The organism is Alishewanella sp. SMS8 (genome assembly GCF_030737935.1).
Lineage (GTDB): Bacteria > Pseudomonadota > Gammaproteobacteria > Enterobacterales > Alteromonadaceae > Alishewanella > Alishewanella maricola.
Map to the genome: position 1 here is coordinate 372079 of NZ_JAPJEA010000002.1, position 24878 is coordinate 396956.

Sequence of the window (24878 nt, forward strand, 5' to 3'; positions counted from 1 at the left end):
TTCGTGGCGATACTCAGAGGGATAAATTTTGAGGGAAAGTTATCTCATGCTGTCTCTACAGATGTCTTCCCATCACCTAGATTTTAATTTGAATTATGAATTTCTGTGGATACCTAAATAAAACTAATCATAAGTAATATATAGATAATTTTTGTTAAGGAAAATATGAAATCTGTTTTAATAAATGGCCCCAAGGGTTTTGGAAAATTAAATATATTAGCAAGAAACTGCAAGAGTATTTTTAGTACCACTCCGTCAGACTTCAACAAGTCTTATATAATAATGGATTCTTATGAATCTATGATTAAGTTAAACGAATTAATTGATAATAAAAGAGAATTAGATTTTCAATTAATGACTGTTAGAAATTTTTTTAAGTCAGAATTTAGATCTAACTCAAAGTATGAAAAAAAATATTTTATCACTGAAAACATAGCTAAAACTTTATATGAAGAATGCCAAAGAGAAGCCTGTAAGCACGATACTTTTAATAAAGACATTCATGAATTACTAAAGATAATGGATGAAAATGAGACTTTAAAACCGGCTGATGTTTACGATGAGCTTAAAAGTACAAAAAACACGTACTTTTTACACTCGAAAATTTCACCAGTTTTTGAAAAAGTAATCCCAGAGGTATTAAACCCAATCCGTGACTTAAGTTTAGCATTTAAAATTGCAGCTATTTATATTGGCATAAAGTTTAAAGAAAAGAAAGAAACACTATCACTGGTAGACTATAACGATGTGCTAGTTGACATTATAAAATCAAAAGATAAAAAAATTAAAAACTTAATAATCTATAACTTTCAGGACTTTAGTCAACTTGAACTTTATGCTTTAAAGGCTTGCTGTTTTGAAACCTGCAATACTCAGTTTTACGGTGATAAATGGCATGGTGAAAATCAACATGCTAGAAATTACAGAATACTGATAAGACTATGGAGTGTTGAGGATAGCCACGACGTTACCTGTAAAAAAAACTCTTCTATTGCTAAGCTCATAGATTTTTTAATAAACAATCGTCTTGATGTATTTTCAGAAAATAAAAGTGAATTTTACTCTGAGACACAAAAAGAATTAAAATTAAATATCACTGAGATACATTCCTTTTCAAATTCATTATTCGACATTATAAAAAAATCATTAGCGGATAGTAAGACTGTAGGTATTGCATTCGATTCAAGATCAAAAGCTGATAGCGCATATTACATCTTAAAAAACCAAGGAATTAGAGCAGTCAACCACTTTCAGCGTTCGAAAGATGTTGGAACTCAGATAATTGAATCAGTACTTCTATTTCCAATCATGGATTTTGACTGGAATTATATATATAGCATTTATGAAGTATTGAGCCAACGCTGTTATTATAACTTAGATACGAAAAGTAAAATTAATTTTTCTATATCTTTATCAGATAGTGTTAAAAAAAATGAAAAAATAACTTGCGACCGTTTTGATTTAAGTTTAGGAAAACTCGCAGTTATTAAATTAATCACTGACTCTATAATTACAGACTTTAAAAAATTAGAGTCTGTAGAATCTTTCCTTGATGAAGTCAGCAAGTTAGTCAGCAGCATCATTGAAACTTACAACTTAACAGAATCAGAATTCGAGTTTGATCTTGAAAATTTTAAATGCTCACTTTTAGATTACCTTGCATCTAGTGAATCTGGTTTGAAATATTCCATAGATAAATTTTGCAAAAAATACTTTTTTGAAATTAACCCTAGTCACGCAGTTCAAATAATGCACTATAGTAAAATGTTTAAAAGTAGATTTGATACTGTAATAGCCACTTTTAGTCCTTTTAAAACAGGTTACTATATAAATGCCTACCAAGCTGCTAAGGAAGGATACTGGCCGGATGATTATTATGAGATTGACCACAGCCCTCCAACTCCAATAGATAATGTACCTGGTATTTTTCAAAGAATTTATAATCTTGCTAATAGCAGTAAAGAAAGCTTAGTTTTCATTAATTTGGGGTATAAGAGGATAAGTTATAGTTTTTTAGATGTCCCTTTCAAATAGCTTAAGAAAATAGGTTTGTGAACATTGCAGATCAACCCAAAGTTGGTCTGACAGAATACCTCTTCATATGAGGCTTTACGTAGCGGTACATGGTGTTATTTTGATATTAATTTTTGCTCCAAGTCTTTTTATGCTTCCGCTACTGCTTACTCCAATGTATACAAAATTATGGCCTGAAGAAAATTAAAATTAAATTTAAATAGCTAGTGCATTTTTTATTTAATCAGTAAGGCATTTCTAAATACAGCAGAACCTCCGTACGAAATAAAAACCAGTTGTTATTTTATTAATAATTAACCTCTATACGGCTTAGGATTGACTATTTTCATATCACTTCCAAAAAAAGCATTTTTATTTTTCCTCAGACTAAAAATCTCAAAATCGTCTATTATCTTCTCTAAAGAGTCAATCCTTGCTTGTAATTCAATATTTTTAATTTCTAAGTCTTCATCAAAAGAGCATGTAAGTTCTTCACTTAGATTTTTAATTTCAATGTTTTTATTTTCAATTAAACATAACAAGTCTTCTCTCTCTTTCTCTAAAGCCTCGACTTGTGAAGCGACTAATTCTTTTGATTGCAATTCTATTGCTAACTGTTTATTTCGCTCCTTAGCGTTTGATAAATCTTGCTCTAAAGCTCTATAACGCTCAATATTTTCTCTAAGTTTTTTATTCTCACTTTTCAGTCTTCTATTCTCAGACCGTGATTTTTTTATTAAATCATCACTTTCTATTAAGTAATCTAAGCAGTTATTAAGGTCTTCTACTAGTCGTTTTAATGTGGTTGGTTTTATTTCGATTGTACGTATTACTCTTCCAGAGCTTTCATCTTCAATGATTGCATGAAAGTTAACATCAGAAAGAAATTCAAGTGATTTTGGAAGAGATAGCTTCTTTGGCCCGTATTCCTTTTTTAAAAAACGCTGAATCGTTTTGACTTTCTTCATGCTAACCCCGAAAGTTGTTTTTTTGCACTTTAATATCTATTAGAGTGCGTCTTTTGATTTAATAACAAAACAGCTGTAACTAAGTTGGTTTTTTAACAATTGTTGTCTTTTAGCTAATATCACTCTTATCCATTAAGAATCTTAGTATCTTCAGGGATTCTAAAATAGTATGGATTCATCTCCGCATTAATAAAAGTCTCAAACCAATTGTTTACATTAAGTGTTAATGCCATTCCCTTTTCAGCGGTGACAGACGTAAATTTGTCTAATTCAAATAATTCTTTTTGTTCTTCTAATGGTGATGAACGTACTAGATTATGAATGGATTTATTTCTGTCACGACGCCATGAATTGATCTGTTTCAACAAATCACAAGAAACGAAACTATCACATAACTCAATTAATTTGGATAAGCTTTTTGTTCCTGCTTTTTTACCTTTCATATATAGAGCTAGTGATAGACGATCTGAAATGCAACTTTCCTGCAAGGCAATAGCTTCTAAATAAAAACCATTTAAGATTGCTTTATTTATACGATCAAGTATTTCTTGGAAACGAGTTTCTTTTTTTGATATCGCTTCGAATGCCAATAAATTTTCTTTTGAAAAATTCATTGATATGTGGAGATTCATGATATTGGACTTAAAATTTGGTAACGTGTTAAGTAGCTTTGTGAAAGATTTGAAAAAAGAGTCTAAGTATGTATAAGTATAGATGTATTCTCGCTTCATCCACCAAGAATAAAGAGTAATGTCATTTTTAGGAATATTAAGAATTTCGTCGCCAATCGCACTAACGATTTCATGAATCTTTAAGAAGTATGTGCAATGAAAAAGCATTGTTTGTCCTTCTGAATAAATTTCTTGTGTTCTTTTATTCGTTCCAGAAACATTCACTTTTTTTACTTTACCTGTTTTAAATTCTTCATCTGTTGCAAATGAATTTAAGAGTTCAATAAACTGATAACCATAAATATTTTCAAAGCCATCTAGCCACAACGACTGCCCTAACCAATACGCAAAGTTATACCCATCAACATAACCGTCTTGAAAAAACTCTAAATTTTTTCTTGCTTCAAGCTGAGACTCTTGTATGTCTAATGGAAGAGTTGCTAAGTTTTTATTCATATATATACGCAAAAGGCCTTTAGTAATTCTTGGGGAATTTTATTCTACACAAATGTTTTGCGTAGCTCTTCCATAGACTCTGCAAATTTCGACCAACTCATACGTTACTTGTTAATACTGTTACCTGAGGATAAACATTAAAAGTTTTTCTTAGAAATGACTAAATCACCTAAGTTTGAACTTTACTTATTAAATTCAATTGCAATGCCTTTGTATTGAAACAAATTTTGTATGCAGATTTATTGATAACTCAAGTGTCATAGCATTTCCCCATTTTAGTTACACTTTAATCAATATCGCTTCTAGTCTAATTTTGCACTTTAATGTTTATTAAAGTGCGTCTTTTGCTCTAAATCAGAGACAAAGTACTGTTCTTGTATCTAACTTAGACAAATCTGATGGGCTTGTTACTAGTCTAGTGAAAATTAACACTAATTACACAATTCAAGACGCTTGATCACTCTAATTCGTCTAATATGCTACCGTACCAGGTTAATAGCTGCTGATAGCTATCGAACGATTTCTTGAGTGAGTAGCAAGTTATGTTGTCTACGCTGACGACTGATATTCTTAACTTGTGGTCGCGCTTTTCAATTTTTGGCAGGTTTAAGAGAGTTCGTCCTACTGATTTCCATCTCCACAGCTGCTGCCTGAATTGAGCTTCATTGACCTCTAGCGTTTCCATACTAAAACTCACTTTAAATTTTACGTAACGTAAATGTAGATAAATTAAATCTATTTATCAAACTATAAACTGAGCAACGCAGCACTACCACTTTTACTACTTAAGCTTAACCATATATTGGTTATTGGTGTGTGGTATGACAACTGAAAACACCGTTCCTGAAATTGTAAGACTACCGTTTCCTATCATAAATTCGTTTGAAAGTAGAATAATGTTCTTCTAAAAAAGTCTGAGACGGTGCAATGTTCCCAAGGTTTATAGGTATACCATCTAGGATTAAATAATGTTTATCTTTTACAGTCGGAGAAAGTTTAACCGTTAAGGACTCAGGTTCAATGCTTAACAGAAATCGATCATATAGTTTGTGAATATCTGATCTTAATAGAAGCCCATTGTCTAATGTATTAGAGTGGTACCCAGAATATGGCCTGATATGCGCAGCATCTAGAACAGCCAGCTCAGAGCACTTCGTTATACAGCACTGACCGTTATAATTGCTAATTAATGCACTTCTAAAGTCGGTCTGTCCAACTCTTAATTGAGTTCTGACTAGTGCGTACTTTTTTTCAACATTCGTGGCAATGACAGTATCTTTTGATTCTGAATGAGCAATACCCAGTTCGTTCTCAAATGTTACTAGATCTAGTAATTCTTTAATTGCTGGATGAGATAGAAAGTAATTTTCTTTTTCCTGCTTTACAGGATCAATTCCAGTCAGAAATCTTATACAAGCCAATGTTTCACACGCAGCTTCAATACTTCCAAATGAACTTTTTCGATTATTCCACGCATTTTTCAATTCATCTATACTCAACCCATTAATATCCTTTTTGAGAAGTCGAGCCTCTTCAGTCTGAGAATTAGTTTTGTTTGAAAAATTTGCATCATCAATTAGAGCGCTATCCTGACTTGAACTTTTCTTATCTCTCCATTCTTGTACATCTGGTGCGTTAATATAACTTTGCCAACCTTGATAGCTATCTACGATTCCAGAAAGGATTTCTTTTATCGCAATAATTTCAGCTAATGCTCTGTCAGAACCACATAAATCATGTCTTTTTTCCCAAACTAAGTCGATCTCATCAAAACTTAACTCACTTATATCTTCTGGATCGAGAACGAATAAATACGCTGTATCAAATTCATCAAGTTCATCAAGTTCATCAAGTTCATTTTCAACTTTGCTATATTGAATAGTTGTGTATTCATTTTGTACACCTAATACCAGACCGCTTTCATCTTGCTCCAAAATTTCAAGATTGGAATCAAAGCTCCTATTTCTTTTAAAGATTTTATTTTGATGAGCTTCTACTCTGGAACGAAAACTTCTGCTATTTATATTAATACGTTTTGCCATCGTTCTCCCTTAAAAAAGAATTTTTGACAGTTCTTGCAGCAGGCCAGTGCCACATTGCTTTCGCAAGCTAATCAGCGACCGCAAGCTGCACTGGCACTGCAACATTAATCGGTGGCAGAAGCGAGAGTCTAAGACCATGCAGAAAAGACTCTAAAATCTTTTCTGCATAATTACGTTTTTTAGCTCGATGAAATCACATAATTACAAAGCGCCTGAAATCTACGCTTTCTTTGTCCTTGGTCTTTGGTTCTGGACGACATACTCTTTTTATACATATCCACATTACTATCTCTTGTATCGTTAGAACGTAGTTCATCGTAAAAAGCAATCAATCTTTGCTTGATTGAGTCAACAGGAATATTTTCGTTAACACATTTATTTGCAAAGCACCAAATCCCATAAAGGTGCGAAACACCACCTATACGATAACTTTCAAAATCGAGTTCTAAAGATGCAATATAACGTGTTACATTCTCAAATTTAGATTCCAATTCACCCCAATCAATACTTTCTCTTGAATATTTCTCATATAAGCGATCGAGTTCTTGTTGATTCGCATGAAGCGGATTGTTTTCAATTAACTGGAATAATATTTCTGAAACAAACTCATAATGTTCCATTCTTGCAACATCAGTTTTTTTAAGCCAATCTTTCCAATTTGGAGCATCTGCAATTCTTTCTACTAGTAATAGCAAATCTGTTCCATGATAAATAGACTTCCTTAACTCTTGACCATTAAGTGGCTCACCGTTGCGGTTCAATCTATCGAAGATATTGTCAATAACAATTCTGTCAGATGTATCGATATACTCTATCGGTATAACATATCTCCAAAACTTCTTTTTATATTCTGTTAGGCCTTTCTCATCTAATCCACTAAAATAAATACCCGCAATGTTCTCATCATAGAAAGGGCTATTTTCAAATTCATCGGATGCAGGAATTTCATTATTTAAGAAACGTACCAGAGAAATTAACCTCTGCTTTCCATCGATAATGTCATATTTCGTTTTACCCGTAGCGTCGTCAATCTTTTGATGAAGAAATATTGGTGGCATTGGAAAATTTTTCAGTATGCTATCTATAAAAAATGATTGTTTCTCATCACTCCAGACACTTTTGCGCTGATATGCAGGATCAAAATTGTACTTTTCAAGAAGATAATTTTCCCAAAAGTTTGCGACTGTAATGGTGTTTGATTCACGAGTCAGGATGCTTGACATGTAATTTTCTCCTTCAAGGTATCAGAGCCAGAATATGCTACAAAATTGCTAAATATGCTGGTTAATACTGCGTTTATAGTGCGCTTAGGATTAGGATTTATCATGGTGACGTTTAAAAGCGGATCGCTGCTTACAATTAGCTCGTCAAGCTCCGCTCTGTCTACATGCCAATATGAAAGTCCGCAGATTATCATTTCATCCTCTGAACCTAAGTAAGTTGCTTTTTCCTTTGCAAACTCTCTTATTTGAGCGGCCCAAGTATGGTTAAACCTAGATGATTCTCCAGCCGGAGGGATTAATGCACTCACTAGAAAATTGTCATCTAAATTGTTATAGCTAACAGTAAAATCTTCTGCAGAACCATCTAGGAGCTCATTATCTAACTTAATAAAGTACGAATCTTTATCCATTTTTTTATGATGTGTAAAGCTTATTGAGCCATGTGGCTTTAAGATATTTATTTTGACATCAGGATTACTTATACCTATCTTTCCGACATTAAAAGGTATATTAAATTTTTGAAAAATACGCTCAAGCCAAATGTCATAGTTATAAGTAACGATAACTATCTCGCTGTAAAATTCACTATCGTTCGCGTATTTTAGAAACTGAAACCAAGGCCAATCCTCAACTGAATCAGGGATTTCTTCAATTTTTTTATTATAAAATATGAATAAATGCTTTAGATACTGCAGTAATTCTTTATAAGCATATATATAAATATCATTAGGTCTATAGTCACTCCCTACTGGATTACGTTTCTCTTTTGAGGCGTAAACATTAACACATGTAATTATGTCTTCAATTAACTGCATTGCGCTATCAGCATCCATATTAGGTCTTGCACCAAGATTCCATAGATGAGGGCAATGTTTGAAAGATAGAAAACCAGGCATACGAGTCGTTGGCCAAGGAACTTCTGCTCCTCGCCTAAATAAATTTATAACATCAATATCTTCTTTTCTTTTTATATGATTCAGAAAATCAACAGTGAATCCATTACCTAAGACTATAAATAGTTTTTTTCCCAAAAGATGATTCTCCAAGTTTCGGTAAGAGGCTATTGCAAGATTATCAGCGACCGCAATCTGCACTGAAACTACTGCAATAAATAGTATGCGTTACATCAGAATGCACTGTCAAAACATCTGAAACCTAGACTAAGATAATGTTGGTTTTACACTGTTACTGTTAAAAATCACTGTCAAAACAGTCAAAACCCATGCGAACAAAATGCAAAATCAACCCGTTTTACTGAAAATCACTGTCAAAACTGCTATTACCTGTACCTAATAGCATTAGAAACAGCTATATAACTATATGTAATAATACAATGCTTTCTTATATCGTTGTATATAGTAATAGTTATGAGGGTATTAGCAGTGAAATATTAGTAATACACCACCACAATCAGATCCAATAGATACCTGCACGAAGTGCAGTATGTATGGCGAAGCCATACTTTCTTATAGCAATAGAATCACAATCACAAGTGGTAGAAGACTACTCTACGATCAGCATAGACCTATACTTAGTAGCTTAGTAGCTTAGTAGCTTAGTAGCTTAGTAGCTTAGTAGCTTAGTAGCTTAGTAGCTTAGTAGCTTAGTAGCTAAAGATACTCAACCATACCTCACTGCTACCCTAATACTATTAAAATACGATCAATATTAACCACCTTAACCATAAATGGTTTCAGAGGTTTTGGCAGTGCAGATATTGATCACTACTACTATTGCTAAACCACTACCCACCTAGTAACAGCTACAAGTCTTAAATGTTCTAAGACTTAACAATGTCTGCCGCCTCTTCAGCTTTTTTAGCTGATTTTGGTTTCTGTGGTATTGAGGGTTCTGACGGTACTTGCAGTAACAACTTAGACCAAACAGGTGTATGAACCATCCATCGACCTATCCTGATATGCTTAAGTCTTGGTTTTCTCTTAACCACTTTAGTATCAATTTTGGGTATTGCACTAGTTTTCGGGTGGCGATTTGAATCTAAGTTGTCTTCGACTATATCTGTTACTGTAATGTATCCAAAGTCATGTAAACTATCTAAAGCATTGGAAAGCTCTTTGTGGTAGTCCTCAACAAATAGCCATTCTAGATCCTCATACAAATCATAGAACCCTTCGAAAGGGTAATGGAACTCCTCTGTTTTATGGTAGTTGAGTACACAAATATAATCATCGAAACGTCTGCTGAAAACACTGTAATCAGGCGTATCACGGACGACGAATATATAACCAGGAAAGTAAAACTCATCTTTATGAGTAAAAATGCTGTAAAGCTTAAGTGCTAACTTCGTTTCCAGATGGCTTAAAAACTTGTTGTTGATGACATTTTCTAGATAGTAGTTACGCTCACTACTTCCCCATTTATTAAGGTCTATACCTCCATTATTCGTCCTAAAACCATCAGGTGTCTTATCGGCTTTCTTTTCATCTGTAGGCTTTCTGGGAATAAAGTCTGGTAAAAGATGTTTAAGCAGCTTCGGCCTGTGTGCACTCTCAGGCACGAGTATTATCGGATTTTCTTTAGTACCCATCTTATTAGAACGATGAGGTCTACGAACCTTATTAATCGTGTTATTCATAATAACCTTCTTTATTGTCATGAAAATGCAAATCACAAAAATGAAAATAAGTCAACAAAAAAAATCGTTGTGTTGATCTAAAAAAATATCCTCCTGTGTCCATTTAAAATCAATAAGAAAAATAACAAATACACTTACACCCCCTAAAACCTGTGCTCAACTGCATCTTTTATCTAAGTAACTTCATCATCAAAACCGCTAGAACCCTTGTTAACTTTACTACACAAGCACTTTTCATCGCCATGAAACTATTTCTAAACATTTTAGAGCCATACAAAAACGTTTTAAAAGTCTTACCCAAAAACACGCTGGAACACTAGTAAACAATACTCCATAGAGAGAACCGCTATTGTGATAAAGAAATACTTTTTTTGTGGCTAACTGCTTGTTTTGAAATTCCGCAAACTTCTCATGTGGCCGCAATAAAGCGACTTCAATTCAGATGGATTTGGGTCGTGCAGCTGACATTAACTTTAATCATAAGGGTATAAAAATGGCTAAAAGCGAAATCTTCCGTAAGACAATCGGTGTGCCACCACATGGCAAATCTAAATTTGTTCAAAAAGGCAGTACAACAGCAAATGTTTCCACTAAGGCGAAAACTCAGTCTCTGAAACAAACGACAGCGATAGCACGAGATTAACAGAAGCGGTAACAACCTAGCCGCTCTGTAAAGCCTAAATCGAATTTGGAGTAACACAGCATGAAAACTCGTAAAAACACCAGCAGTAAACGACAAAAGATGATGGATATTAAAAATCGCGCGAAAAGTCGCGTAATTAATCAGTCTTCTACTGACAGCTTAAAGCAAACATTTTCAGGTAAATCGAAACAGGTTGAGACTAAAGGGAAACCTAGTGAACCGATGTTTCTGAGTCTAGATTTAGAGGGTGCTGCAAAAAATATTTCTGCAATGCCGTCAAAAAAATGCAAAAAAACACAGGCGACTCGTTCGAATTCTGTTAACTCAACAGAACGTCAGCAGTCGTCAACCAAACACGTGCCTCAGAACGAAGATGGGTTTAGCGCAATCCCATTACCAAATCTTGATGAGGTTTCACATTTGACAGATGAAGACATCGCACAAGCAAACTTAGATGCTTTAAAAGACGTGAGCAACTCATTGCCTGCTCGTATCTCTCAAGATTGCATCCCAGTGGCGCTATTCCACATGGGACAAGCTATAACTGCATTAGCTGGCACAAAACTAAGCTTTGCAATTGCTTCTCTATATGTGGTTCTTTGTAATCTGCTCTCGCGGTACATTTTTGTTCAGGCTACAAATTTGTACGGAGCTATCTACACTGTCGAGATCAATATCTCGGGTTTGATCATCGGAGAGCCAAGTTCGAACAAGTCACCGGCCGTAAAGAAAGTAGTTTTAGGTGTACGTGAGGCAATTAGCCAAACGAAACGGGTTCATTCAGAGAAAACGTTGTTTGATTTGGAAAAAGAAAGGATTCAGCGTAAGCATGCAAGACAATTACTGAGTGAAGCCCTGAAAGTAAAGCATTCAGACCCGAAGAAAGCACATGAGTTAGAAAACCAAGCAAAACTTCTAATGACTCAAGCACAGGAAATTAAACAATTAAAAAACTTCATCATTAGTAAATGTACTGAAGCCGCGCTGATCAGAAAGGTATCAAAAACAGATGATCCTATTCTTATGATACATGAAGAGGCTGGTGATCTTCTGAAGTTAACGCAAAAAGCTGGCGAAACCAAAAAGCAGTTATATATAAACTTGATGGATGGTGACAGCCTCGAAAACCATGAAAATTCCTTTGAGGAGTTCAACACTAGCTGTAAAAAACTCAGCATTCTTGGCGCAGTTCAACCTGAGGTTGTGTCTAAGATTGTTATTGCAGTCAATGACGGATTAATTCAACGTTTTCCTATCATTGCATATGAAAACAACCGTTCTTTAGATGAAGTTACATTAGATTCAGCGCAGATCAATGAGCATTACTCAAAATGGAAAAAATTTTCAGTCAGTTTATTATCTCACTCAGGGGAATGCCGTGAAATAAAACCTACGAAAGATGCGCAAAACCTATTGGATCAACTTAAAAAACAGTTTGATGTACTATGCAGCGACAAGAAGACAAATCCCATACTTCAGGGGGTATTCGGCAAACGTACATCCTTTGTTCTTTCAATCTCAGCCGCGAACGCTTTTATTCGTCACAAGAGCTTTAAAAACTTGGAAATAATCGAGGAGGATATACAACTTGCTACAGCATATGCAGCGATAAATCTTGAGCACTTTAAGTTTGCATTCGGCTTCACAGAGTTGACGAAAGAGAAACAGGCGTTAGACCTTCTCAAACGTATCAAATACTCAAAGCTGTCATCAGAGAAGTTTACTGCAAGTATGATCGCTAAAAACGAATGGAGCGGCTTTAAGAAAGCTCCCTTCGTAGAGGAATTACTTGAGATCCTTGGGGAATACCAGCTGACTTATGCGTCTAAAGCAGATAGCAGCAAAGGTGGCCGTCCAACTGTGTACTGGAAAATTAACCAGGATTTGTTGGAGGTTTAACATGGCTAAGCAGTTCAAAGCAAAATCCATTAATGTTGATAGCTTTAAGCAACTGCAAGCTTCATTAGGTGCCTTTCGGCACCTAATGAACAAGTGTGTTGCGCTAGAAGATTATCAGACAATCATTAACCGTCGTACTATTTCAGAGTTTGAATTAAATGCACTGGCTAAATCATACAGCGCAAAGCCTCAAGTGCCAGAAACGTCATTAGAATTCTTGGTTGCCTATGACATGCTTTTACGTAGCCAATTATCAGATCCAGAAAAGTGGGGGCTTTTACCCACGATTGACTCCATTAATTTTACCGCATCAGCAACAAAATCAGAGGTAGCAGCGATTACACAGTTTTTTGAGCATGGTGAGTTTAGTGACTATAACTTGGTAGCAGTGAAAGACCTAGGCAACCATAATCAGTTCTTGGAAGAGAAAAAAATTCGGAATTATTATCGGAACACATACCGAATTCGTCTTCTTGAGCCTGATGCAACCAAGAGCGAGGCGCTATATTTTTCATTTGGTACATGGAAGCGTAAAGGTAAAAAGCAGAAAGCACTACGATTTTCGTTTAACCCTGCTCGTTTCTCAAATGAGCAGATTCAGGACATTTTCAGAGCGCTTGAGCAGACTGGGATATTTAAAAACCTGCTAAAGACACTTACAGCAGCTACAGTAACTCGCATTGATCTGGCTTTAGACTTTGTTGGTATTCCAGCAGCGATGATCCCTTTAGCAACTAGTAATGTTCAAAGGTATAACGCCGTACCAAAAGAACCTGAAGATGGACTTGGTCAGACGTTCTATGTTGGCAGTAAAAGTAAGTCCCGTACTGTGATTTATAACAAAATTGCTAAACAACTAGGGAAACGCCAGCATCATGTTGTAACGCTTTCAGGCCCTGACTTAAACCCATTTGAGTTAGTTCGCTTAGAGGTTGTTTCAATACCACAGGGTAATAATGGTAAAAAAATTAAACTGCCAGAGCTGGAAACTTTGTCATCTATGTTTCGTGCTAAAGCAGTATATTCACCTCTACTTTACCTGGAGTATCCTCAGCTGACTGAACATTTTCTGGAGCTAGGCGCTATCAAAACCTTACGCAACTATTCGAAAGATTTGGATAGTAACAGCATAGAGTTTAAACCTAACTTGCGAAAAGGGTTCTCTGCTAACAATAAAGCCATGCGAAAGAAGCAGCTAAAGTTTATGTTTAAGATGATTGAGAAGTACAAGATGCACATTAACCTGACTTGGTTTAATGCCAAACAAAAGGATGCTATTAAAAAACTGATTTTCAACATAACTGCATTCAGTCGTGGTTGAAAAATTGCCAAGGTTTGATTACTGCTAGATTATGCGTGTCAAAAATAGAGGCTGAATTTTAAGCGGTTTTATGCTATAATTCAGCCTCTTACATCACATTTCTCTCTCGTTTCAACCCCCACAAAAATCATTACTTAACTATCGGAGGTACTCTATGAGTACAGCTTCGCCGTACGAGCTTTACCTAAGCAAACTGTCGGCAACAAGCAGGGTATCTATTGCCTCACAACTGCGCAGTATTGCTCGTATCATGGGCTGGCCGCTTGACGATGTGACACGTTTTAATCGCGTCAACTATCAGGAAATGCTGCAAATCCGCACGCTGTTACAGCATGAGGGCTGGGCACCTCGCTCTATTAACCGTGCCCAAGTGGCGCTTAAAAGCATTGTTAAAATCGCGGTTATGATGAAACAAGCTGATGCTGAACAACTTGAGCAGCTAAATACCATTAGCCAGCTGAAATACCCTGAGTTTCAGGGCACAGCGCTCACTAAACAGCAGGTTAAATCGTTATTTGAGATGCTAACTCGTTCAACATCAGCAACAGGTATTCGCAATGTTGCCCTATTCGCAGTGCTGCTAGGTACTGGCCTTAGACGCTCTGAGCTGGTAGCGCTTGATATAAAAGACCTCGACCTTAGCAAGCAAACGCTGCTGGTTCGCCATGGTAAAGGCAATAAGTCGCGTACTGTGTTTTTGCCTGAATGGTGCCAGCAACATCTACAAAACTGGCTGGCGCTTCGTTCAAAACAAGCAGGTTTCTTGTTCTGTCCGGTGCAAGTGGGTGGCAAAGTCAGTCCTGATTGCGCTATCAGTGTGTCACTTGTATTCAGGCTCATAAAGAGCAAGTTAAAACGAATAGGCGTTGAAAATGCGTCACCGCATGACCTTCGACGAACCTTTATTACGCGCTTGCTTGAGCAAAATGTTGACCTTAATACCGTGCGTCAGATGGCAGGCCATGCGGCTATTACCACAACCACTATCTACGATAAACGCGATGTGCAGTTTATGCAGCAAGCCGCAGCGGCACTGCGTTATGAGTAAGGTATCGAGAATGGCAAAAGCTAAACATAAATCACCATCACGTCACCTAAATCATATGGCTGGCGAGATGTGTTATCGCTTACTCACCGAAATACCTGATGCACTCTATATGATTGAGCTATCAGTACCGATGGTCAGTCGCGTTATTGGTACAGGCATTTCATATTCTGAAAGTTACTCGAACTATGAACTTGCCGAGTACTTACGCATACCAGACCCATCAGTAAAAAAGACCGCGCAAGTACGGCAGAACCTCGTAAAACTGTGTGAGCTGTTCGAAGTAAATACCAAGTTTGCGGTGTTGCTTGAGTTTATTCTGGTGATGAACGTCAACCCACATGCGAAGTTCTTACTTGATAACCTTGAACTACCGGATGAGGCACACGACTTCATGCAGTTTTTCGAGGAAATAAGTGATTTAGCACGGCATGAAATCACGGAAGCGGTCGAAACGTTGATGAATCGTGGGATCTTTGCCACCGACAATTCGCTAACGCTGTTGCAGTGGATTGAAATCTCACAGCCGATCCAGCACCTACTGACTAAAGAGGTGGTAACGTCATGTGAACAAGTACTATCTCGCTTTTTAGTTGAGAGTCCTGCTGCACAATTCGACATCGACAACTTTGAGTATGTGAATACTGACTTACTGCTGCGGTATCTACAGAATGCCGCACAAGCAAAACATGTTGGCGTGAACATCTTGCTCTATGGCTATGCAGGCACAGGTAAAACCGAACTTGCTCGCGCCCTTGCTGCACATATTGACCGTAAACTTTATGAAGTAGGCAGTCAGGTTGTAAAAGACGGCAAATTGCATAATCCGCACAATACCAAATACGTCAGTAGTCAGCGCTTACAGTACTTAACGACTGTGCAGACACTGCTTCGTGGCAGTAGTGAAAACATACTGCTGATAGATGAGTGTGAAAGTATTTTCTACAACGCTGATAAAGCCTACAGCAAAGATATGCTGCATCAAACGCTAGAGCAAAATACGGTGCCAGCAATATGGATAACGAATTACATCGGCTGTTTAGAAGACAGTTATATCAGGCGTTTTAAGCTGGTACTCGAAGTCACCTCACCTGATGAAACAAAGCTGCGTGAACTGACGACGAATGCGGTAACGGGTTTGAATATCAGTGACGATACCATTGATAAAATTGCTGCAATAAAACACATCACGCCTGCTGTTATTGGTAACGCCGCTTATGTGTCACGCACCATAGGTGATAAACGACGCAAAGCAGAAAGTACCGTGCTAGAGGTGATTGAACATACTTTAGATGCATGTGGTTTGTGGCAAAAACCTATGGATTACCAGCAAGAAATGCCGTTCGATGTGAGCTTACTTAACATCAAACAACCCAAGCAGGTGATTAATGACATTGCCTATGCACTAAAAGCGAAACAACCTGTTCGCGTGTTGTTATGTGGTCCGCCTGGTACTGGCAAAACAGCCTACGCGCATCACATGACAAAAGAACAAGGTCTGAAAATGAAGCGCGTTAAATGCTCTGACATTTTAAGCAAGTATGTCGGTGACAGTGAGCAAAATGTACGTAATCTGTTTTTTGAGGCACATCAGAACAAACAAGTACTGTTACTCGATGAGGTTGACAGTTTACTGGTCAATCGCGAACGTTTAAAAGCGCATCATGAAGTGCAGCTCGTTAACGAAATTCTGACGCAAATGGAGTGCTTTACACAGCCCCTGTTCGCTGCAACTAATTTCGAAACACTGTTAGACAAAGCCGTACTGCGTAGATTCGATTTTAAGCTTGAATGTGACTATTTGCATACAGAGCAAGTGTTGATGCTGTTCCGTCGCGTCCTAAGCGCTTCTAAGCTATCAGCAGACGAACAACAGCAGCTCAGCACACTCAAGTACTTAACCCCAGGCGATTTTGCAATCATCGCAAGACGCATGAAGTTTCAACCCAAGCAAGACCATCGTCAGTCAGCGCTTCATATGCTGCTCGACGAGAACAAACGTAAACAACCCAACCTTTCGATTGGCTTTGTTCACTAATTTAGTAACAAGCGCCAGCGACTAACAAAGGAAATACCTATGACAAGCATATTGAGTTCTCTCAAGGTTATCGCTCGCCCAAAAATTGAGCCTAAACCACCCATCATCGGCAAACGCTTACGCCTTATTGAAAAGCTCGATGAGCAGTTAGCCATTGCACAGGCCATGTTAGACGGTCAACCGTTTGAAGCTTATCGCGACAAGAAGGTAACTGATCCAGAAACAGGTGAGAAAAAAGTAGTACGCAAACGCAAAGCCGTTCGGCCTTGGTACTTTGATGATAAAGAACATTACTTCTTTGAAATTCGTGTCGGCTTTAAAGCGATGGAGATAGATAAAGGTAAAACCGCAATTGATGTCGGTGACAAAACACAATTGCCTGTTGTGATTAACGCCATTATCAAAGCGGTAGAAGCGGGTGAATTAGATCAGCAAATCATCCAATCAAAACCGGAGAAACCCTCAAAACCTAAAGAGCCGAAAAAGACGGCTTAACCATGAACATGATTGCCAGAGTGTTGCTGCGCTCTGGCAGTTTCAGGGGTTTTGACAGTGCATGTGTTTATCACTGCACTTAACAACTAACAGGTTTCAACGGTTTTGGAGGTGCTATGCCAACGTTACGCGAAATCGATGTGAAGTACCGTTTTAAAGAAGTGGAATGCAACATTACAGGCTACAAAATTGATTCGCCTGAATCTGTTGCAAGCCTCTTTGATTATTTAAAGTTTGAGTCAAAAGAGCAGTTCATCGTAGTCAATCTAACTCAACAACATGTTGTAAATTGCTTTGAAGTGGTCGCTACAGGTTCGGTTAATGCGGTAAAAGTGAGACCAGCTGAAATACTGCGCACTGCGGTCATACTAAATTTACCTAATGTGTTACTCATACATAACCATCCATCAGGCGATCCAAAGCCAAGTACCGCTGACATTGCATTCACGCAGACCATTATCAAAGCAGCTGAAGTGCTGGATATCAAAGTGCTCGACCATCTCATCATCGGCCTTGATAGCTTCACAAGCTTGATGCAAACACACCCATACATTTTTTAGCACATCTTAATAACATAGAGGAAAACACCTATGCGTATTCAGTACGAGGGGCTTGCTTTGCCTGTGTCAAAGCGATTGATCGATGCACTTATCGACGTAATAAAACCAGTGAAAGAGCCGATGGCAGAATTTGTTACCGTTAACTTTCGTGATCCGAAATACAGCGCTGAACATGGCGGCTACCATCCGGTTGAAATCATGATCACAGGCAGAAGTGGCAGATATGACCTTTGTTACATCACAGACTTTTGTTATGCAGGTATCGGGGATTATGCAGAACTTGTTAAAGCGCTCGACTTTGAATTTATCGCTGGCACGTTTCAGGACACAACGGGCTACTACCCTATCGAAGTCGCCAGAGAAATCTACCCGATATGGGAAGATAACTTTTTAACCTACTGGCTTGAAATGGGCGTGTTTAATATTGAGGTGACATCATGAGCAAGATTGAAAAGCGCAAAAAGATTAACAACGATGATCAACGCAGATTAGCTTTAGGTCAGTGGGTACGTGAACAGCGAATGGCAAAAGGGTATACTATGCGCGATATGGCAGCGAAAAGTGGCAGACCGCATAGCTATTTTGGCAAGATTGAGCAGGCTCAACGAGGGTTGGACTTGTTGGAATTCATTGATATGTGTAACTGGCTTGATGTATCACCGATGAAGTCATTTTTGTCTGTGCAAGTTTCGTTTAAACAGCAGTCGTAAATATGAATTAAGGGCAGTGAAAATCGTAAGCTGCCCTGACAACTGACTAACTGAGGTTTTTATGCTGTATAAAAAAGCGTTTGGTGCTAACTTCAATCTTGGGTTTAACTTAGGCGATTTCCCACAGCTTCATGACAAAAGTTACCACAACGATGTTTGTCCAAGTTTCTGGTTCATGAAGAATGGTCAGTATTTTGTGTTATGGGTTGATTTCGAAAATCCAGACGATCGAGAATCTGATAGCAAACGCTATACGATCACAACAGCTGAGAATTTCGGTGAAGATGACTACCCAGAAATTGGTTTATCAGATGAAAGTAAAAATTTATTCGACACTAATGAATATCAAGAACTTATTTTAAATTTGAACCAAACTTTTAAAAATGAAATAAATTAAAAATACTAAGCAGCTTGCATGAAAATGCAAAGCTATTACACAAGATCTGCTAACAGTAAAATCTTCACACGATTTCATATTAAAAATAACAATATTAAGAGTTAACAATGAAAAAACCAATTCTATTCTCTTTTTTCTCTGGTTCTGGCTTTTTAGATCTTGGATTCGAAATGAATGGTTTTGATGTTCAATATGTAAATGAATATCACAAGCCATTTTTATCTGCGTATAAATACAGTAGAGAAAAACTCAATATAAAGAAACCAAAATATGGTTTTGATGACAGAAGCATTGAAGAACTAGTTCATGGCAATGCAGCTTTTGAGCTTCAAGATAAAGTTTCAGATGCCAAAAAAAGTGGAAGCCTATTAGGCTTTATAGGGGGACCACCATGTCCTGATTTTTCTGTAGGAGGGAAGAACAAAGGTAGTGAAGGTGACAACGGTAAACTAACAAAGGTATATGTTGAAGGGATCATCAAGTTCTTACCTGATTTTTTTATATTTGAAAATGTGAAAGGTTTATGGCGTACAAAGAGGCACAGAGAATTCTATGAAGCAATGAAGTCAAAGCTTACAGATGCGGGCTATATTTTAGCCGACAGACTCACAAACTCAATTGAATTTGGCGTACCCCAAGATAGAGATAGAATAATACTTTTTGGGATAAAAAAAGGCCTTACTCAGTCTCAGAGTAACGGATGTCTATTAAACGACTTGAACTGGCCCAAGTATATTATTTTCGATAAAAAACAATTATTAGAAGACACTGCATGGCCTTCGCAAGACGCATATCAAGAAAATAGTACAACTGAAATTCCATCAGAGGTCAAAACGCTAAAAGAGCTTACAATTCAGCATTGGTTTGAAAAGAACGAAGTTGACTCTCACCCTAACTCTAAGGACTTCTTCACTCCAAGAGCAGCGCTAGTTAGATTTCAAACAATTAATGAGGGTGACGTTACTAAAAAATCATTCAAACGTCTACATAGATGGAGATACTCCCCAACTGCTGCATATGGGAATAATGAAGTTCATATTCACCCATACTTCAGCAGAAGAATATCAGCTGCTGAAGCATTAGCTATACAGTCTTTACCAAAAGAATTTCAATTACCCTCTGAAATGTCTCTTAGTAATATGTTTAAAACAATTGGAAACGGTGTTCCATTTTTACTAAGCTCGGGAGTAGCTAAAATGATAAAAGACTATCTTAAAATGAACACTAATCTGACAAAATAACCTCAAACGCTTTATAGCTGTCAGAGACATTGTTTATAACAAAAACATCATCAACTGCTCTTTGTGGCTTACTCGATACATTAGTTATCGAGTGAGTTGCAACAGTCTTTAGTCCACTAATATCTGCACTTGAAACTTTTGTAGATGCTGCATAATACTTTAATCCTTTTGGTTCTATGATCCAATCTCTAGTTTGTAAATGCACGTACAATGCTTTCATTAGAGAACCTTCATGTGCTATTTGTAAACGTCTATCAGGTCTCAAACTTGATTTCACTGATAGGTAGCCATGAATGTCATCTAACTTACACTTTTCAATAAAGTAGGTATAAGCTGAATTCAACATTGAAATAACTTCAGTATCGATAGAACTTATTCGCTTATTGAAAAAGTCAGGTAATTCGAGTGCTTGAGTACTTAAAATTGCAAAATCTGGATTTGAACTAATGAGTTCAACATCTGATGCCTGAACCTTTAATCTTAGGTCATCAATATACAAAGATAAGTTGTTTTTATACAACGTCGAAACATCAAACTGTCTTTTATTGGGTAAAAGAGCTAACAAATATTTCTTATTGTTATCAATTCTGTAGTTCCAAGCTGAGGCAGCGATTATCCATTCGTACCAATCCCCATGACTATTACTCAAGGCACTTTTTTCCATCTCAGATTGTTGCTTTAGAAGAATTGAGTCTATTAATTTGAACTTCTTACTAATATCTAGATTTGGATTCTGCAAAATATTTTCCAAGAATGCTACAAAAGTAGCTTCTTTCTTTATAGAAACTTTTCCTGAAGAATTCCGAGTAAAAACACCTTGAAGACTACCAAAAACATTTTCCATCACTAAAAATCCGTTGTTTTCATTCCTTAAAGTGTTAATAAACCACAAATTTTATAGTTATGAAATAGAATTTTGATTAAAAGAGAATTAGTTGAACGAAATACGAACTTGAAATCTAATCTGAAGATTTATCGTTTAGAGATTGGTGCCTAGGGCCGGACTCGAACCGGCACGTTGTCGCCAACGGTGGATTTTGAATCCACTGCGTCTACCAATTTCGCCACCCAGGCATTGAGAGGTCTTTTTTCCTGTAACTAGTCTAGTTACAGACCTTTGCAAAACTTTGCAAGGCTTTGGAGCTTTTAATAACAGTTGAATCGTAGACTATTCAACAAGTTATGTCTACCACATTCGAAGACGCATTGCATTTTGAATCCGCTGCGTCTACCGATTTCGCCACCCAGGCATTGAGAGGACTTGCAAACAGTATGCAGCTTGGCAACTGTTTTCAAAACTTTTGAACTGTAGACGTTTCAAAAGTTGAAAGACCTTATTTAAAAGCCTTACTGTAAAGTTAACTAACTTGTACAACGCTTTAAATTAAAGTTCTCGCATTATACGATGCGCGGCTGACTGTGCAAGTGCTTTATGCGGTTTATTGTATAAGCCTGATGCATTTGCTTATTTTTACAGCAAGATTTTAACCGAGTGGCTAAGCATCCTAAAGATTGCACGCCAACATACACTATGAGTGCCACTGGCGGCTGATGCGATCTTGTCAGCGCAAGGCTCGGTAAAAAGCCGTTCATCTGTGCACACTCGATAAAAAGCGACCGACTAAATAAACGCGCGTCTTTAGCTTGCTTTCAGTGTCATGCTAAACTTGCAACTTCAGCTTAAAAGGAAACCTTATATGTACGCTAATGCGCCAAGAGCGGGCTTTGCCCGTCGTCTCTCTGCGATTATTTATGATGTTTTAATCTTGTGCGCGTTGGTGATGCTGGCAGCAGGGGTCGCCATGTTGTTGGTGCAACTGCTGGTATGGGGTGCCGTTGTGTCGATTGAAGGCTATGCTGACATTGCAGATTATTTAAATAGCAGTTGGCGTCGCTGGGTATACCTTGGCTATTTTGTTGCCATCATATTAGGCTTTTATATGTACTTTTGGTCTAAAGCGGGGCAAACCTTAGGCATGCGCGCGTGGCGCATGTTATTGGTAACAGATGCTGGCGAACCTTTATCGCTGCTACAAGCGTTAAGTCGTGCCTTGTTATCGCTAGGCGGCTTAGGAAATATATGGTTATGGTTGCGTTGGGGTAAAGGTTTGGCTTTACAAGATCAGTTTACGGGCACACAAATGATCGTATTAACCAAAGAGCAAAGCAAAGCGCTGAATCTTCACGACACAGCGCGTTAAATTTTTTGGCGCATAAAGTACAGCGAGATCCCGATAAACAATAAACTGGGTATCGCTGCACCGGCTAAGGGCGGTAGTTGATAGACGAGCGCTAAAGGCCCGAACACTTCATTACTCATGTAAAAGCCAAAGCCCGTTAAGATCCCTAATAACACCCGCGCGGCCATGGTAACGCTACGTAGCGGACCAAAGATAAACGATAACGCCAATAACAACATGGCCCCCACCGTAACCGGCTGCAGTACCTTACGCCAATAGGCTAATTGGTAACGGCTGGCGTCTTGGCCATTTTGCTGCAAATAATCGACGTACTCTATTAAACCTTGCAGCGATAGCATTTCAGGCTTAACCGTTACCACGCCAAGTTTTTCAGGGGTAAGGGTGGAACGCCAACGTTGGCTTTCTGCTTCAACGCGAATAATTTGCTCAGGCGTAAAATTTAACGCGGTAACCTGCTGTAAACGCCAAGCATCCTCGATGTATACCGCACTGATTGCCGTGACTTTTTGCTGCAAAGCCAGGTTTTCGTCAAATTGGTAAATGGTTATTTCTTGCAAGTTACCCACATCATCGACTTCTTTGATATTAACGAAACTATCGCCATCTTTCGCCCAAACGCCTTGGCGGGCAGCAAATAAGTTACCGTCAGAAATCGCTTTTATGCGCAGCTCTCGTGCCGCACGATCACTAACCGGCGCGCCCCATTCTGCAATAGCCATCATCACTAACACCATCAATACCGCTGACTTCATCACCGAACTGATAATATTTAAACGCGATAAACCCGCCGCCTGCATCACCACTAATTCGCTGTTACTGGCCAACATACCTAGGCCAATTAACCCGCCAATCAGTGCTGCCATTGGAAAGAAAATCACCACATCACCCGGTACGCTGTACAAGGTAAACAAGGCGGCATGCACCATATCGTAGTAACCGCGACCAATAGAGCGCATTTGATCGATAAAACGAAACATGGAGGACAAACCAATTAACACTGTTAGTGTTAACACACTGGTCATTAAAATAGTGCGGCCAATATAAAGATCGAGAATTTTCAGCATCTTAACGTCCTGCTAGCCATGCTCGAACCCGCTGAGCACTGGAGCGGTTGCGCAAAATTAACACGGTACCCACCGTCAGCCCAAGAAGATGTAACCACCACATACCCCAATCTGCGGGTATCTTGCCATCTTCAATTGCCGAGCGCGCAATAATCATCAAGGCGTAATAGCCTAAATAAAGTAATAAGGCTGGCAGTAAACGGCCAAACTTGCCTTGGCGTGGATTAACTCGTGCTAAGGGCACAGCAATGAGCGTAAGGATCGGAATAGACAATGGGATAGCAATGCGCCAATGCCATTCGGCAGCCGCTTCTGCGTTATTTTCTTGTAATAACGCTGGGGTGCTAAGACTGCCTAATTTACGGCGGCGCTGTTCTACTTCTTGTTCACGAATTTGCATCAGGTAACTGCCAAACTCGGTGATCTCGTATGCCGCAGTTTGGCTATCACCGGCATAGCGGCGGCCTTGTTGCAACTGCAACATCTGCGCGCCGGTTTGCGGATCTTCTTTTACTGCACCGCTTTGTGCATAAACAATGGCATGGCCAGGGTTTGCTGGATTATCACTGCTTTGCGCCACAAACACCTTAGATAGCGCATTACCCGAACGACTGACATCTTGCACAAAAATCACGGCTTTTTCATTTGAGGTATGCTGAAAACGCCCCGGCACCAACGAAAAAAGCCCCGCATCCGATTCAGCACGTTCCAGTAAGGTATATTCTTGCTCTGTAGCCCATGGGCTCAGATACAGCGTTACCGCACCGGCTAACAGCGCCATCACGAGCGATAACAATAAAGTGAGACGAGTGATATACCATTCACTGACGCCGGTAGCATGCAACACCGTCATTTCACTATCGGCATAAATGCGGCCATAAGCGACTAAAATGCCTAAAAAGGCACTCAACGGCAAAATAATCACCGCTAATTGCGGCAATTTCAGCGCAACAATACTCATGACCAATTGGCCCGGTATTTCACCCTCAGAGGCATCAGCCAAAATCTTCACAAAACGTTGGCTAATGATGATGGTGGTCAAAATTAGAAAGACAGCTAACTGAGAGCGAAAAACTTCACCAATCAGATAACGAAAAATAATCAAAATGCCCCCTAAAAACCTGTCTTTTCACTGGAAAGCTGGTCATTTTTCAGTAAACTTGGTATTTATAGCAATTATTATCGGGCAAAGCGGCTTAAAATCCGAGCTTTTTTATTTATTCTCGGTAAAATTCATTATCACTTTGTAGTCTGCTACTGCCCGCAGTACTTTAATTAGCGACTTATAGTAGCAT

General features: G+C 38.2%; 22 protein-coding genes and 1 tRNA gene. 13 read left to right on the forward strand and 10 right to left on the reverse strand.

Annotation, left to right across the window (positions count from 1 at the left end):
* Positions 1–165 precede the first annotated feature (165 nt).
* Positions 166–2034 carry a hypothetical protein gene (locus ORJ01_RS09270; protein ID WP_306177774.1) on the forward strand — a complete coding sequence of 623 codons (1869 nt, stop codon included), beginning with the start codon at positions 166–168 and terminating at the stop codon, positions 2032–2034.
* 293 nt (positions 2035–2327) lie between these two features.
* Here the strand turns inward: ORJ01_RS09270 and ORJ01_RS09275 are convergent, their stop codons facing one another.
* The 6 genes from ORJ01_RS09275 to ORJ01_RS09300 all read right to left on the reverse strand — a co-directional run bounded on the left by ORJ01_RS09275 (position 2328) and on the right by ORJ01_RS09300 (position 9969).
* Positions 2328–2981, reverse strand: a complete 654-nt coding sequence (locus ORJ01_RS09275; RefSeq protein ID WP_306177775.1) for a hypothetical protein — start codon at positions 2979–2981, stop codon at positions 2328–2330.
* A gap of 125 nt (positions 2982–3106) precedes the next feature.
* Positions 3107–4108, reverse strand: coding sequence for a hypothetical protein (locus tag ORJ01_RS09280; protein WP_306177776.1), 1002 nt, complete (start codon positions 4106–4108; stop codon positions 3107–3109).
* Positions 4109–4965: 857 nt separating this feature from the next.
* Complete coding sequence (locus ORJ01_RS09285) at positions 4966–6150, reverse strand: HNH endonuclease (RefSeq protein WP_306177777.1); 1185 nt, start codon at positions 6148–6150, stop codon at positions 4966–4968.
* Between the two features lie 179 nt (positions 6151–6329).
* Entirely contained in the window at positions 6330–7373 is a 1044-nt protein-coding gene (locus ORJ01_RS09290) for a DUF262 domain-containing protein (protein WP_306177778.1), read from the reverse strand.
* Positions 7358–8467, reverse strand: coding sequence for a hypothetical protein (locus ORJ01_RS09295; protein WP_306177779.1), 1110 nt, complete (start codon positions 8465–8467; stop codon positions 7358–7360). Before ORJ01_RS09295 ends, ORJ01_RS09290 begins: the two co-directional genes overlap by 16 nt.
* A gap of 686 nt (positions 8468–9153) precedes the next feature.
* Positions 9154–9969, reverse strand: coding sequence for a hypothetical protein (locus ORJ01_RS09300; RefSeq protein WP_306177780.1), 816 nt, complete (start codon positions 9967–9969; stop codon positions 9154–9156).
* A 493-nt stretch (positions 9970–10462) separates the two neighbouring features.
* Between ORJ01_RS09300 and ORJ01_RS09305 the strand changes: the two genes are divergently transcribed.
* From ORJ01_RS09305 to ORJ01_RS09355, 11 genes are all read left to right on the forward strand, one after another.
* Positions 10463–10612: a hypothetical protein gene (locus ORJ01_RS09305; RefSeq protein ID WP_306177781.1), complete on the forward strand. Its 150-nt coding sequence runs from the start codon at positions 10463–10465 to the stop codon at positions 10610–10612.
* 60 nt (positions 10613–10672) lie between these two features.
* Entirely contained in the window at positions 10673–12511 is a 1839-nt protein-coding gene (locus tag ORJ01_RS09310) for a DUF3987 domain-containing protein (RefSeq protein WP_306177782.1), read from the forward strand.
* A gap of 1 nt (position 12512) precedes the next feature.
* Positions 12513–13832 carry a hypothetical protein gene (locus ORJ01_RS09315; protein WP_306177783.1) on the forward strand — a complete coding sequence of 440 codons (1320 nt, stop codon included), beginning with the start codon at positions 12513–12515 and terminating at the stop codon, positions 13830–13832.
* Positions 13833–13986: 154 nt separating this feature from the next.
* Positions 13987–14880: a tyrosine-type recombinase/integrase gene (locus ORJ01_RS09320; protein ID WP_306177784.1), complete on the forward strand. Its 894-nt coding sequence runs from the start codon at positions 13987–13989 to the stop codon at positions 14878–14880.
* Between the two features lie 10 nt (positions 14881–14890).
* On the forward strand, positions 14891–16915 hold the full coding sequence (locus ORJ01_RS09325; RefSeq protein WP_306177785.1) for an AAA family ATPase: 2025 nt from the start codon (positions 14891–14893) through the stop codon (positions 16913–16915).
* A 39-nt stretch (positions 16916–16954) separates the two neighbouring features.
* Entirely contained in the window at positions 16955–17410 is a 456-nt protein-coding gene (locus tag ORJ01_RS09330) for a DUF6641 family protein (RefSeq protein ID WP_306177786.1), read from the forward strand.
* A gap of 116 nt (positions 17411–17526) precedes the next feature.
* A complete protein-coding gene (locus ORJ01_RS09335) occupies positions 17527–17970 on the forward strand; it encodes a JAB domain-containing protein (protein WP_306177787.1) in 444 nt (147 codons plus the stop codon).
* 30 nt (positions 17971–18000) lie between these two features.
* Positions 18001–18411: a DUF2787 family protein gene (locus ORJ01_RS09340; protein ID WP_306177788.1), complete on the forward strand. Its 411-nt coding sequence runs from the start codon at positions 18001–18003 to the stop codon at positions 18409–18411.
* Entirely contained in the window at positions 18408–18680 is a 273-nt protein-coding gene (locus ORJ01_RS09345; RefSeq protein ID WP_306177789.1) for a helix-turn-helix domain-containing protein, read from the forward strand. Before ORJ01_RS09340 ends, ORJ01_RS09345 begins: the two co-directional genes overlap by 4 nt.
* A 61-nt stretch (positions 18681–18741) precedes the next feature.
* On the forward strand, positions 18742–19077 hold the full coding sequence (locus ORJ01_RS09350) for a hypothetical protein (protein WP_306177790.1): 336 nt from the start codon (positions 18742–18744) through the stop codon (positions 19075–19077).
* A gap of 107 nt (positions 19078–19184) precedes the next feature.
* Positions 19185–20318 carry a DNA cytosine methyltransferase gene (locus ORJ01_RS09355; RefSeq protein ID WP_306177791.1) on the forward strand — a complete coding sequence of 378 codons (1134 nt, stop codon included), beginning with the start codon at positions 19185–19187 and terminating at the stop codon, positions 20316–20318.
* On the opposite strand, the gene ORJ01_RS09360 is transcribed toward ORJ01_RS09355, so the two are convergent.
* Together ORJ01_RS09360 and ORJ01_RS09365 are read right to left on the reverse strand one after the other, a co-directional pair.
* Positions 20302–21162 carry a Cfr10I/Bse634I family restriction endonuclease gene (locus ORJ01_RS09360; RefSeq protein ID WP_306177792.1) on the reverse strand — a complete coding sequence of 287 codons (861 nt, stop codon included), beginning with the start codon at positions 21160–21162 and terminating at the stop codon, positions 20302–20304. The two genes, ORJ01_RS09355 and ORJ01_RS09360, sit on opposite strands and share 17 nt — an antisense overlap.
* A 143-nt stretch (positions 21163–21305) precedes the next feature.
* Positions 21306–21392, reverse strand: a tRNA-Leu gene (locus tag ORJ01_RS09365).
* 623 nt (positions 21393–22015) lie between these two features.
* Between ORJ01_RS09365 and ORJ01_RS09370 the strand changes: the two genes are divergently transcribed.
* Positions 22016–22519 carry an RDD family protein gene (locus ORJ01_RS09370; protein WP_306177793.1) on the forward strand — a complete coding sequence of 168 codons (504 nt, stop codon included), beginning with the start codon at positions 22016–22018 and terminating at the stop codon, positions 22517–22519.
* Here ORJ01_RS09370 and lptG read toward each other — a convergent pair.
* Both lptG and lptF read right to left on the reverse strand, forming a co-directional pair.
* Positions 22516–23583, reverse strand: coding sequence for an LPS export ABC transporter permease LptG (lptG, locus tag ORJ01_RS09375; RefSeq protein ID WP_306177794.1), 1068 nt, complete (start codon positions 23581–23583; stop codon positions 22516–22518). The genes ORJ01_RS09370 and lptG overlap by 4 nt on opposite strands.
* 1 nt (position 23584) lies before the next feature.
* On the reverse strand, positions 23585–24688 hold the full coding sequence (gene lptF, locus ORJ01_RS09380) for an LPS export ABC transporter permease LptF (protein WP_306177795.1): 1104 nt from the start codon (positions 24686–24688) through the stop codon (positions 23585–23587).
* Positions 24689–24878: the final 190 nt, after the last annotated feature.